General features: G+C 56.9%; 14 protein-coding genes. 10 read left to right on the plus strand and 4 right to left on the minus strand.

Annotation, left to right across the window (positions count from 1 at the left end; genetic code table 11):
- Nucleotides 1-38: 38 nt before the first annotated feature.
- Nucleotides 39-992 (minus strand): AraC family transcriptional regulator, encoded by a 954-nt coding sequence (locus tag JFN91_RS04465; RefSeq protein ID WP_236014955.1) that lies wholly within the window; start codon nucleotides 990-992, stop codon nucleotides 39-41.
- A gap of 212 nt (nucleotides 993-1,204) precedes the next feature.
- Here JFN91_RS04465 and JFN91_RS04470 point away from each other — a divergent pair, with 212 nt between their 5' ends.
- Together JFN91_RS04470 and JFN91_RS04475 are read left to right on the plus strand one after the other, a co-directional pair.
- The gene (locus tag JFN91_RS04470) at nucleotides 1,205-2,506 is read left to right on the plus strand and encodes an MFS transporter (RefSeq protein WP_236014957.1); all 1,302 of its coding nucleotides are present in this window, start codon (nucleotides 1,205-1,207) and stop codon (nucleotides 2,504-2,506) included.
- Nucleotides 2,507-2,663: 157 nt separating this feature from the next.
- Nucleotides 2,664-3,728 carry an alpha/beta hydrolase gene (locus JFN91_RS04475; protein ID WP_199387999.1) on the plus strand — a complete coding sequence of 355 codons (1,065 nt, stop codon included), beginning with the start codon at nucleotides 2,664-2,666 and terminating at the stop codon, nucleotides 3,726-3,728.
- A gap of 195 nt (nucleotides 3,729-3,923) precedes the next feature.
- Here the strand turns inward: JFN91_RS04475 and JFN91_RS04480 are convergent, their stop codons facing one another.
- Nucleotides 3,924-4,325, minus strand: a complete 402-nt coding sequence (locus JFN91_RS04480) for a winged helix-turn-helix transcriptional regulator (protein WP_199388000.1) — start codon at nucleotides 4,323-4,325, stop codon at nucleotides 3,924-3,926.
- A gap of 97 nt (nucleotides 4,326-4,422) precedes the next feature.
- Here JFN91_RS04480 and JFN91_RS04485 point away from each other — a divergent pair, with 97 nt between their 5' ends.
- From JFN91_RS04485 to JFN91_RS04520, 8 genes are all read left to right on the plus strand, one after another.
- Entirely contained in the window at nucleotides 4,423-5,280 is an 858-nt protein-coding gene (locus tag JFN91_RS04485) for an SDR family oxidoreductase (RefSeq protein ID WP_199388001.1), read from the plus strand.
- A gap of 85 nt (nucleotides 5,281-5,365) precedes the next feature.
- Complete coding sequence (locus JFN91_RS04490; protein WP_199388002.1) at nucleotides 5,366-5,530, plus strand: hypothetical protein; 165 nt, start codon at nucleotides 5,366-5,368, stop codon at nucleotides 5,528-5,530.
- A gap of 232 nt (nucleotides 5,531-5,762) precedes the next feature.
- On the plus strand, nucleotides 5,763-6,905 hold the full coding sequence (locus tag JFN91_RS04495; protein WP_199388003.1) for a potassium channel family protein: 1,143 nt from the start codon (nucleotides 5,763-5,765) through the stop codon (nucleotides 6,903-6,905).
- Nucleotides 6,906-7,221: 316 nt separating this feature from the next.
- The gene (locus JFN91_RS04500; RefSeq protein WP_199388004.1) at nucleotides 7,222-7,710 is read left to right on the plus strand and encodes a family 16 glycoside hydrolase; all 489 of its coding nucleotides are present in this window, start codon (nucleotides 7,222-7,224) and stop codon (nucleotides 7,708-7,710) included.
- A gap of 269 nt (nucleotides 7,711-7,979) precedes the next feature.
- The gene (locus JFN91_RS04505) at nucleotides 7,980-8,198 is read left to right on the plus strand and encodes a VF530 family protein (RefSeq protein WP_199388005.1); all 219 of its coding nucleotides are present in this window, start codon (nucleotides 7,980-7,982) and stop codon (nucleotides 8,196-8,198) included.
- A 33-nt stretch (nucleotides 8,199-8,231) separates the two neighbouring features.
- On the plus strand, nucleotides 8,232-9,305 hold the full coding sequence (locus JFN91_RS04510) for a GTP pyrophosphokinase (protein ID WP_199388006.1): 1,074 nt from the start codon (nucleotides 8,232-8,234) through the stop codon (nucleotides 9,303-9,305).
- Between the two features lie 1,038 nt (nucleotides 9,306-10,343).
- Nucleotides 10,344-10,646, plus strand: coding sequence for a hypothetical protein (locus JFN91_RS04515; protein WP_199388007.1), 303 nt, complete (start codon nucleotides 10,344-10,346; stop codon nucleotides 10,644-10,646).
- Between the two features lie 93 nt (nucleotides 10,647-10,739).
- The gene (locus JFN91_RS04520; protein WP_199388008.1) at nucleotides 10,740-11,114 is read left to right on the plus strand and encodes a response regulator; all 375 of its coding nucleotides are present in this window, start codon (nucleotides 10,740-10,742) and stop codon (nucleotides 11,112-11,114) included.
- Between the two features lie 12 nt (nucleotides 11,115-11,126).
- Here the strand turns inward: JFN91_RS04520 and JFN91_RS04525 are convergent, their stop codons facing one another.
- Nucleotides 11,127-11,396 (minus strand): hypothetical protein, encoded by a 270-nt coding sequence (locus JFN91_RS04525; RefSeq protein WP_199388009.1) that lies wholly within the window; start codon nucleotides 11,394-11,396, stop codon nucleotides 11,127-11,129.
- Nucleotides 11,397-11,849: 453 nt separating this feature from the next.
- The gene (gene mscL, locus JFN91_RS04530) at nucleotides 11,850-12,248 is read right to left on the minus strand and encodes a large-conductance mechanosensitive channel protein MscL (RefSeq protein ID WP_183346481.1); all 399 of its coding nucleotides are present in this window, start codon (nucleotides 12,246-12,248) and stop codon (nucleotides 11,850-11,852) included.
- Nucleotides 12,249-12,292 lie beyond the last annotated feature (44 nt).

Raw genomic sequence — 12,292 nt, forward strand, 5'->3', positions numbered from 1 at the left:
TTGAGCTGAAAGGAGCGTTCCGCTAAGGGGACAGGCACCTAAGGCGCCAGTCCCCTGTCCCCCTTAGTCGCTTGGGAAGTGGGTTGTTGGGCGACGGCTAGTTGGCGCAGCCTGGTGATGTCGCGCAACGGCGGAGCCCCGAAGAGGCGGTTGTATTCGCGGCTGAACTGGGAAGGGCTCTCGTAGCCGACCTGGAATGCTGCGGCAGCGGCATCCAATGAATCCGCCAACATCAAGCGCCTGGCCTCGTGCAAACGCAGATGCTTCTGGTACTGCAACGGGCTCAAAGCGGTCAGGGTCCGAAAGTGACTGTGAAAGGAAGATGGGCTCATGCGGGCCTGGGATGCCATCTCGTCGATGCGGAGCTGCTGCGCGTAGTTGTCCTTCAGCCATTCAACGGCTCGCGCTATCTGTTGACTCTGGCTCCCCGCCGCCGCTATCTGCCGCAGCCGAGCTCCCTGCTCCCCAACCAGCAAAAGATAGATGATTTCCTTCTCGATGATGGGCGCCAGCATCGGGATGTCGCGCTCCTCATCGAGAAGGTCGATAAGACGCTGGAAGGCGGTGACAAGCGGCAGGGTGATTTCGCTGGTCGCCATGCCGTGGCGGGACTGTTGCGCGCGGTCATGCGGGAAGTTGCTGTCCACCAGCATCTGGGAAACCTGCTGTATGTCGAAGGTCAATTTGAGGCCGAGTAACGGCCTTTCCCTGCTCGCCTCGACAACCTGGACGAACGTGGGCAGGTTGACCGAGGTGATCAGATACTGGCGGTCGTTGTAGACGTATTGTTCGGCGCCAAGCTGTACCCGTTTGGCCCCCTGCACCACCAGGCAAACACATGGCTCGTAAACCGCGCTGGTCGGTTCGGTAGGGCCATTTTCCCTGAAGAACCAGAGCGCCGGGACGGACGACTGGCTCAGGTTGTCAACCTTCGTCCATCGGGCAAGGCTCTCTTTCATCGTCTCTAGCGCCGCTTCCATCCTGTTGTTCATGTCCACCTCGCATCTGGCTGATTTCGCAGAAAAACTTCCTGTTGATCTCTAGCGCCCATCATACCAACCCGGAACCTGCATTACAATAAATACGCGACCCTTTGTGGGATCAGGCAATAATTTTCCAGGATCGGTCTATCTCCATTTTCATGGCTTGGTCTAGGATGAAATCACCAGACAAGGCAATGGCAACACAAAGGAGTACCTGGATCATGAGTGCAATTTTAGATGACGAAGTCACCTTCGCAAACTGCGTGGAATCTACAGCCGTTCTCGCTGACAACAGAATGGATGCAGCTTTCTCCGCATCGGAAGGATTTATTGTTGAGGCGGCCGCCACTCCAGCGGCGGTGCAGCGCGCCGTTTCCGCACGGCAGACATGGAGCGCTGTCGGCTCTATGGCGTTGTGCGTAGCGATGCTGATCGCCTCGGAGTTCATGCCGGTCAGCCTGCTCACGCCGATTGCCGCCGACCTGGGGGCGACCGCCGGAGCGGCAGGCCAGGCCATCTCCATCTCAGGCTTCTTCGCGGTGGTAACCAGCCTCTTAATCGCCATCGTTGCAGGTCGGTTTGATCGCCGCCACGTGCTCATGGGACTTACGGGGCTGATGTTGGCCTCCTTGATCCTCATGGCCGAGGCGGCAACCTTCGGGACGTTGATGGCGGCACGGGCGCTTCTGGGGATCGTGGTCGGCGGCTTTTGGGCTCTGGCTACGGCAATCATCATGCGCCTTGTTCCGGAGGAGTCCGTTCCTCAGGCGTTGGGAGCCATCTACACCGGTAACGCTCTTGCCACCACCTTTGCTGCGCCCATCGGCAGCTATCTGGGTGGGATTGTCGGCTGGCGCGGCGTCTTTTGGGCCTTGGTACCTCTGGTCGTAATAAACCTGATCTGGCAGTGGATCAGCTTGCCGTCCATGCCCCCGCAGACAGCCCACCCGGTGGGTAAGATCCTCGGCCTGCTGAAAAGGCGCACCGTCATCTTTGCCATGGTGGGAGTCATGCTCACCTTTGCCGGAGCCTTTACTACGTTTACCTATATGCGGCGGTTTTTGGAAACCTACACGCGGGTCAGCGTCCCTCAACTGTCACTGCTCCTGCTCGGCCTGGGCGGAGCAGGATTCGCAGGCACATACGGCGCCAGCGCACTGCTTGGGCGGCATCTTTATGCGCTGCTCAGGTTGCTCCCCATCGGGTTGGCGGCGGTGACGCTCGGCCTGCTGGCGGTCGGCCATATGCTATGGCAAGTGGCGGTCATGATGATCGCTTGGGGGACGCTGAATTCGGCAATCCCGGTTGCGTGGTCTACCTGGCTGACCAAAGGGATCAGCGACGAGCCGGAAAGCGGCGGCGGGTTGATGGTCGCAGCCATACAGCTCTCGATCCTGCTGGGTGCGGCGTTTGGCGGCCTGCTCCTCGATCACCTTTCCATCGCGGCGACGTTCATTGGGGGGACCATTCTTCTCGGTCTTGCCGCCGTAGTGATTGGAAGCGGGAACCGCATCAAAGGCTGACGCTATTAGCCATAATCTTCCGCCACACCAGCCGCTCCCCGGGACCCGGGGTGCCTTTATAAATTGATGACTTAGCAGCGCAAGGCAATAGTAGTTGGCAGGCCTAATGCCAGTCTTTCAACAGGAGACTGAACGACAACATGGAAAGGAGTTAGATATGAACAAGAAAGGTTTTATTTCTCGCAGCTTTGCTGTTATTGGCGCGGCGGTACTGGGCATCGTTTCGGCTACCGCAGGCGTCGCTTCCGCCAAGGACATCGTAGAGGGAGCGGACAACTTCTACAAGAGCGACAAAGTGACCGTGCAGAAGGTTTCCTTTAACAACCAGTACAGGATGAAGGTGGTCGGGAACCTCTTCATCCCGAAAGGGTTGTACGCCGATGCAAAAAGCCCGGCGATCATCGTCGGGCATCCCATGGGCGCCGTCAAGGAACAAAGCTCCAACCTCTACGCCACCAAGATGGCCGAAAGGGGATTCGTCACCCTTGCTATCGATCTCTCCTTCTGGGGCGAGAGCGAAGGGCAATACCGCAACGCCGTGTTGCCGGATGTCTATGCCGAGGACTTCAGCGCCGCGGTCGATTTTCTCGGCACCCGCCCCTTCGTCGACAGGAAACGGATCGGCGTCATCGGCATCTGCGGCAGCGGCAGCTTCGCCATCAGCGCCGCGAAGATCGATCCGCGCCTGAAAGCCATTGCAACGGTCAGCATGTACGACATGGGTGCCGCCGCCCGTAGCGGACTCAAACACTCGCAGACCGTGGAGCAGAGAAAGAAAATGGTCGAAGCTGCGGCGGAGCAGCGTTACGCCGAGTTCACCAGCGGCGAGCCCAAGTTCCTCAATTACCTGCCGGCAAAGTTGGGCGAAAATGCCGACCCGATCACTCGTGAGTTCCACGACTTCTACCGTACGCCGCGCGGGATTCACATTCCTGAGGGGGGGACCCTGGAGCAGACGCAAAACCGCGCGCTTACCTCCGAGGTGAAATTCGTGAACTTCTATCCCTTCAACGACATCGAGACCATCTCGCCCCGTCCCATGCTGTTCATCGCCGGTGAGACGGCCCATTCCAGGGAGTTCAGCGAGGATGCCTACCAGCTTGCCGCCGAGCCGAAGGAGCTCTACATCGTGCCCGGTGCGGGACATGTTGACCTCTACGACCGGGTGAACTACATCCCGTTTGACAAGCTGGCAACCTTTTTCACGGAAAAGTTGAAGTAGTAGGAGTCGGATCACCCGTAGGGGCGAATAATCATTCGCCCAGCCGCTGGTGGCACCACGGAAAACCTCGCTGTGCGTAAAAGAACGGGGCGAATGATTATTCGCCCCTACAGGAAACCCACGCAGACCATCGTTCCGACCGGTGGAAGTACGCATGAAGGGGGCGCAGTTGCGAGACTGCGCCCCCTTCGTCCATTATTCGGCCTCTTCCGGCCCCCCTGCCTGCTGAACCGCCATGATGCTTGGCAGGTTGCTTTCGATCCAATCCGCCAGGGCGGAGACCTTCTTGCCGATGTCCCTGCCCAGCGGGGTCAACGAGTATTCCACGTGAGGCGGCATCACCGGGAAGGAGACCCGGTCCACGAAGCCGTCCCGCTCCAGGTACTGCAGCGTCTGCGCCAGCATCTTTTCGCTCACACCTCCTACCTTGCGCCGCAACTCGCTGAATCGGTGCGTCTTTTCCATCAGGGCAACCAGTACCAAAACTCCCCACTGGCTGGTCACATGCTTCAGTATTTCCCGGGAAGGGCATTGTACGCAAAACAGCTCCCCGCGGCGCATCTGGTCCGACAGGCTGACTACTTCCGGCTCACTCATGATACTTACCTTTTTGTGCGTACTTACTTTTTGTAATCGTTGTTGCTATGCTCCACCTGTAACATAAATCGCACCCACACATAAAGGAGATAGTCACATGATCGTCATCACCGGAGCAACCGGACAGTTAGGGCGGCTCGTCATCGCATCGCTGCTCAAAAAGGTGCCCGCTTCCCGTATCGTCGCCGCTGTACGCAACCCCGACAAGGCCAAAGACCTTGCAACCCTGGGCGTGCAGGTGCGCCAGGCCGACTACAACTCGCCCGACACCTGGGAGGGCGCCCTGGCCGGAGCTGAGAAGGTGCTGCTGATCTCCTCCAGCGAAGTCGGCCAGCGCATCGACCAGCACCGCACCGTCATCGACGCCGCTAAAAAGGCAGGGGTGAAACTCCTTGCCTACACCAGCCTGCTGCGCGCCGACAGCACCCCCCTTGGCCTTGGCGCCGAGCACATCGCCACGGAGACCCTGATCCGCGAATCCGGCGTCCCCTTCGTTGTCCTGCGTAACGGCTGGTACACCGAGAATTATGCCGCCAGCATTCCCCCGGCGGTCGAGCACGGATCCTTCTACGGTTGCGCCGGCGAAGGACGCATCGCGTCGGCAGCCCGCGCCGATTACGCTGAAGCCGCAGTCGCGGTGCTCACCACGGAAGGGCAGGAGGGACGGATCTACGAGCTGGGCGGCGACACCTCCTACACCCTTACCGAATTTGCCGCCGAGATATCCCGCCAGTACGGCAAGCAGGTCAACTACGTGAACCTCTCCGAGCCCGAGTTTAAAAATCTCCTCGTGTCCGTTGGGCTTCCGGAGCCGTTCGCAGCGCTGCTGGCCGATTCCGACAGCGGCGCGACCAAAGGTGGGCTCTTCGATGACGGCCACCAGTTAAGCTCCCTGATCGGCAGGGCCACAACCGCTATGGACGCAGTCATTGCCCAAGGCAAAGCAGGCGCCTGAAGCATCCAATTCGTCCCCTTTTTGCCTCAATCCCTTTATAATTTAAGGAGGACGATGTTATGTTCCGGTGAAAAGGAGCACGAATATGAAAACGAAAATCCGGTACCTGGCTGTACTCGCGGTGCTGACCTCACTGCTGTCGGGCTGCATTGTCGTGCCGGTGGACGGTTATTACGGGCACCACCACGGATATTATTACGACGACTATGGTGGCTATTACGGGCGCGGCCCGTATGGCGGGCGCAGGTAGTTGACGACAGCCCCGACGGACCCTGTCCCGGCGCACGTGGACAAAAATCGTTAGCCACGCAGAAAACCTGAGAACGCCTGAAAGAGGCAAAACTCTAAGAGGGGGCAACCCCTCTTTTTTTGTTTCTGGTTCGGGTTTTCTCAGACGTCCTCAGATGTTCTCCGAGGCCAATGGTTCTAGGTTATACTGCTATGAGAGTGGACGCAGTTCAACGGCAGGATGCGAGGCGGATATGGCGATTGTGGCGATGATTCTTGGAACTGTGTTGGTGCTCCTGGTACTGTGGGAAGGGTTCGAAACCATCATCCTGCCGCGCCGGGTGACACGCCGCTTCCGCATCACACGGGTCTTCTACCGCAGCAGCTGGCGCCCCTGGACGTGGCTCATCCACAACTTCGTTCCGCCCAAGCGCCGGGAAACGTGGTTGAGCTACTTCGGCCCGCTGTCGCTATTGCTTCTTCTGAGCCTCTGGGCGGCGGTGCTGATCGCCGGTTTCGCGCTTATCCACTGGGGTGGTTCCTGGCTTTTTTACCCCGACGGCGGTACCGAACTGATCAGTGATCTCTACCTGAGCGGCACCACCTTCTTCACCCTCGGTATCGGCGACGTGGTGCCCAAGACGAGCCTGGGGCGCCTGCTGGTGGTGGTCGAGTCGGGCATGGGGTTCGCCTTCCTGGCACTGGTAATCAGCTACCTGCCGGCTCTGAACCAATCCTTCGCGCGGCGCGAGGTGAGTATCTCCCTACTCGACGCACGGGCCGGTTCACCTCCCACCGCTTCGGAGATGCTGCGCAGGCACAGCCATCACGGGGGCCCGGAATCGCTGCGCGAACTGCTGCACGAGTGGGAGCGCTGGGCCGCTGAGTTCCTTGAAGGACATCTTTCCTATCCCGTGCTCGCCTATTTCCGCTCCCAGCACGACAACCAATCCTGGCTCACCGCGCTCACCTCGATCCTGGATACCTGCGCGCTGATCATGGCCGGAGTGGAGGGAACATGCAACCGGCAGGCGGAACTCACCTTCGCCATGTCGCGCCACGCTGTGGTCGACCTGGCGCTGGTGTTCCGCACTCAGCCGCGGCAACTGCCGGCCGACCGGCTGCCGTCGGCGAAACTGGACGAGATCTGCGACATCCTGCACCGCAGCGGCTATACACTGAAGGAGAGGGAAGTGCTGGAACAAAGCCTTGCCGAACTGCGCCTCATGTACGAGCCTTACGTCTACGCGCTCTCCCGGCATTTCAAGGTCGGTCTTCCCCCTTGGGTGGCGCGGGAAAACGGGATCGACAACTGGCAGGCCAGCTTCTGGAAGCCCCCCGTTAAGCGCCACAAAGCCGCCGAAGAGGTCGAAGAGGTCGAAGAGCGGCATTTCTGAGCGGTCGATATTTCCCGTCTCCCGCGGTTCCCAGCTTCTCGCCTCGTGCAGTGCCCCCCTCGGCCATATGCCATTCCAGTTCCAGGTGCGGTGGACTCCTTTGTGCGTGGAAGTGGTATCATGGCTCAAGCAGGTAGGAGGAAACGATATGACTACTAAACTGTTGATAGCGATAGGAATCTTGGTGGCGGCATTAGTATCCAGTGCCACTGCTGCAGTCAAACATCAACGCGATGAAAAGGGTGTGCAGAGGGGGCAGACACTACAGTGGTCTTTCGACAAGGAAAACGTCGGGACTCTCCCGGCAGGAGCGCACGTGTTCAGTGGCACGTGGGCAGTAAAAGCGGAGAGCGACGCTCCGAGCCCATCGCATGCTCTTTGTCAGACCGGGTCAGCGCGCTTCCCGGCCATAGTCCTCAGTGACAAGGTCTTTGCCGACGTTACCGTCTCGACCCGGTTCAAGCCCGTCTCCGGCAACGAGGACCGGGCGGCCGGGATCATATTCCGCATCCAGGACCAGGACAACTTCTACATCCTCCGGGCCAACGCCTTGGAGGACAATGTCAACATCTACAGGTACGTGGGGGGAGCCCGCCAGGCCATCAAGGAAGGGGCGGGCAAGGTGCCGTCGGGCACATGGCAGGAATTGCGCGTGGAGGTGAAGGGCAACGACATCCGCGGCTACCTGAACGGCAAACTCGTTGTCGAGGCTCGTGACGACACCTTCAGGGGCGGTGGCATCGGACTGTGGACCAAAGCCGATTCCGTGACCTGCTTTGACGATGTGAAGGCGACCGCGCCGTAACGGCCATGGAAAATTTCCGGCTCCTTCGGTTACTGCGGACCGGGGCTGCGTTGTGAACGCAGCCCCGGTCTTTTTTGTTTGGAACGGCAGGGTGGTTAGTTCTTCATTGGCTTCGACAGCATACGCCAATAACAGCATGGTGGAGAGGAGAAGCATGGGGGGAGGGGGAACTTGGGGGCGGATTCGGTTGACTTCCTTCAGCAAATCAGCCATATCAACAGCATTCCACTTTTCTCGCATTTGCACCTAAACACCATCAGGATGAAAACATGACCGCTCAATCGCCAACCGACCCGCTCCACGGTGTCACTTTGAAGATGATTCTCACCGAACTGGTGGAGGAACTCGGCTGGGAAGAGCTGGGAAGGCGGATCGATATTCGCTGTTTTACCCACACCCCCAGCATTTCCTCCAGCCTCAAGTTCCTGAGAAGGACGCCTTGGGCCAGAGACAAGGTCGAGGAACTGTACTTGAGGTCGAAGATGTAGAGGGTAACAACAGCGTCATATAAGGACGGATACATGGCATCACTGGATTTCGAACAGGAAAAAGCAATTTTCAACAAGTACTACGAGAGCAACCACAAGCAGTTGATCGCAGCGAAGGATGCATATCTCGGCATGATCAGGACCCTGATCCGGCAAAGCGATGTTGGTGAGGTCACCAAGATAGAAGGGCGCGTCAAGGAGAGAGAGGAATGCATAAAGAAGTTCCAGCGCAAGTATCAGGGCAAGCTCGAGGCGGACGAGCAACCCTACGCGATCAAGGACTTCATATCAGACTTGGTCGGCATCCGGGTCGTCTGCCTCTACGAGGATGAAGTCCCGGTCGTTTCGGCGCTGCTGCAACGGCACTATACGATACTGAACGTCACGGACAAGACGTCTGCAGTGGAGAGTACGGAAGACTCTTTTGGTTACAAAGGTCTGCACATGGACCTGGCGCTGGACCCGCAGGCTCCCTGCCTCGCCAAGCATCTTCCGCCGATGGAGATCAGCTTCGAGGTGCAGATTCGGTCACTGATTCAAGACGCGTGGAGCAGGCTGGACCACAAGATCAAGTACAAGAAATCGATCCCGGTGGATCTGAAGCGCAGGATCAATGTGCTCGCCGCCCTTTTCGAGCTTGCTGACCGTGAGTTCAAGGAGATCAGGAACGCGACTTCCGACCTGATGCAGCAGGCGACGGTTACCCAGATCGAACCGGAAGCGCCGGGCCAGGCGGTTACCGCAGGTGCGAGGACCGTGAACGCCTTTAACTTCATGCCCATTGCCGGGCACTTTTTCCGTGACTTCGTCTTCGACGATGAGAAGGTTGACGATTTCGTGCAGGACATACTGGAGCAAAACGGCAACCTGCAAAAGGCCGAACTACACAGGTGCCTGAACGAGAATCTGAAGGTCGTCAGGGAGTACCGCGACCGCATACTGACGGAAAATCCGGAGCGGACCTTCAGCGCCTACACCTCTATCAGACACTGTCTCTATCTCTACGATCCGGAGAAGTTCCCTCGCATCCTGTCCAGAAGGAACAGGGAACGTTTCGTCGCATGGATGAAGGCCAATCAGCCGGCACCTGAAACGTTACAGCCTTGATCCCCTGTTTCTGATCCGCACCAGGTCGTGAGCCTTGTGACCAGGTGGGGGAGGACCGTGGCTTGGTCTTCTTTGGTTCGGGTTATCTCAGAAGTTCTTAGATTTGCTCCGTGGCCAATCGTGCCATGATCAAAGTGCGGGCCGGATCTGCGTCGTGAAGCTGGTTCGGCCTTTTTGTTTGAAAGGCTCGCCTGCGATTCGAAATCTCCGCTGCCGGTTTCAATTTCTCGCGAGCCATTCGGATTCCTTGCCGTAAGTTTTAACTGCTCGCCAGCGATTCGGATTCCTCGCCGTCGGTTTCAATTGCTCGCCAGCGATTTGAATTCCTCGCCGTCGGTTTTAATTTCTCGCCAGCGATTCGAATTCCTCGACGTCGGTTTTAATTGCTCGCCAGCAATTTGAATTCCTCGCCGTCGGTTTTAATTTCTTGCCAGCAATTCGAATTCTCCGCCGCCGATTTTAATTTCTCGTCAGCGATTCGAATTCTCGGCCGCCGGTTTTAATTGGTTGTCAGTGATTCGAATTCTTGGCCGCCGATTTTATTTGCTCGCCAGCGATTCAAAATCTCCGCCGCCAGCTTTAATTGCTCTCGACCAATTTGAATTCTGCACCGCCCGTTTTTATCGCTCCCTAACAATTTCGAATTCTCTGCCGTGAATTTTAAATGCTAGTCCGCGATTCCAACTCCTCACCACAGTTGATACAAGTGCCGCCTTCCGCCTCGGGTGTAGTTGCAGGCAGCAGCGCGAGGAACGCTTCGGCGGCTCGGGAGAGATAACCCATGATAGTTATACAAGAACCACTGCCCACAGACAACCGTGTAGGCGGCCTCTGTTGTGGAAGACCATAACAATTCCACATACCGCCTTAACTCCTGAGCAGCCCCTTCGTTTCAGTCTCCGCTCCTCCCGTGCCTCAATGACCGACAAGTCAGAATCTCCAAAAGTAATAAATTAGAAACATTTACATTAGAGATGAATTAGGATAAGTTGACAGTCCCTCTGGCACTGGCGCCTCATTACAAACAGTGGAGGCCACATGGATGAGAGATATCGGATGGTAAATGACTGCGTGCAAGCGCTGCGCAAAAAGTCTTCACCCCACAAGCGACAGTTCGAGCTTGAGGTGAAATTCCTGCGGTTAAGGGTAGAACTCTTGAAGCACCAAGGGGAGTCGAGCGAGGTTGAGGAGGCGGCTTTTCTTCACAAGCTCAAGCTTCTGGTGGAGGAGTTTGTTGCCGGTCTTTCATCCGAAGACACATCCGGCGAGATATTACAGGGCATCGACACCATCATGACCCGGATTTGCGTCTCCCCGGCGTGGGATGCCTCCCCCGCGTAGCGCCGATACCGGTTCTCTCCTGTCGGTTGCTTCGAATTGGCGATATACAGGTGGGCGGTCGATCATGCATGATTTTAGCTGGAGGGTGTTGTTGTGATACAGGGAGAGCCTGCAGGTGGGAAAACGATCCTTCTCGTAGATGATGAGGAGCAAATACGGTCGATGCTTTGTGCTCTCCTGGTTCGCAACGGTTACCAGGTGATACAGGCTGATGACGGCCTGGATGCACTGGAAAAGTTCAAGCTCAACCTCGAAGCAATAAACCTGGTCGTAACAGACGTCGTTATGCCGCGTCTGGACGGTCTGGCGAGCATAAAGATAATGAGGGCCATCACCCCATGCCTAAAAGTTCTGGTTATGAGCGGGTATGCCTTAGACCAACCGCCGCCTGATGGCGTCAGTCTCATCCCCAAACCCTTCACCCCTGCCGGCTTTCTTGAAGCCGTTCGCTCCACGTTGGATGGCTAGCGAGAAACGGCCTCAGCCGGATAACCCATTCCTCTGCCTAACCCTGTCTGCGAAGCTCTGGTCCGTTTTCACCTTGGTGTAGAAGCTATGTGATGACATGGCTATGCCTATATCCTGCAGGACACTGTAGTATCCTTCTTCGTCTTCACCCTCTAGTTGCACCCGGTATTCCTGAATGTTACCTTTCCAGTTGGTAAGTTTCTCGAAATTACCATCGGGATAGCGGTCGCGTAGTTCAAGAAGTTCTGCAGGTGCTAGGAGCAGGATGTCAGTGATGCTCACCGTTTTCCTCCATTATTTTAGGACCACTGCCCGCATCCTAAGCGCAATCGTATAAGCTCGTATCTCTCGTACCAATCTACATCAAGTTTCCCGTTCGGAAATGCAGGAATTCTCTCATATTGAGGCAGTACTTTCCTGGAAATATGTGACAGGGAGGCCTACAACGCCTACAACATGAATACAGATACGAGTAGCTCCACCTCGAATGAAATTGTTGTCCCTCTCCTGGGCGATTCCATCGTGGCCTGCATTGCTTCGGTCTGCCATAGATGCAAAAAGCCGGGACCTCAATACCCGAAGATATTTCAGTAACCCGGCTTTCTTGATTCCCGTATCATCCTGTGAGTGCTTAGACTGACTATTTCCTCGCTAGAACCTTTTTAAGAGCACTCAGTCGCCGTTCAAGTCGGGGCACCTCGAAGATGAGATACGTCAGCAGGCTGCGGCGGTGACTTATCTCCCAGCCTTGAGCAGGTCCCTGATCTCGGTGAGGAGTAGCTCTTCCTTGGTAGGTGCAGGCGGCGGTGCTGCGGCTTCCTTTTTCTTGAGCGAATTAATCCCTTTGATCGCAGCAAACACTGCAGCAGCGATGATAATGAAGTCGATGATGGTCTGGATGAACTTGCCGTAACTGATCAGTACCGGTGGTTTATTGCCGACACCCTCCTTCACCACGATGGAAAGCTGGGAGAAATCGACTCCCCCCACTAAGGCTCCGATGGGCGGCATGACGACGTCGCCGACGAAGGACGACACGATCTTCGCGAATGCCGCACCGATGATGATGCCTACCGCCATATCCACAACATTGCCTTTTACCGCGAATTCCTTGAACTCTTTGACGATGCTCATAGTCTCGCCCTCCGTGAAGAATAACGATTTGGGTTGCGTTGACA

It is taken from the genome of Geomonas anaerohicana, assembly GCF_016458305.1.
GTDB classification, from domain to species: domain Bacteria; phylum Desulfobacterota; class Desulfuromonadia; order Geobacterales; family Geobacteraceae; genus Geomonas; species Geomonas anaerohicana.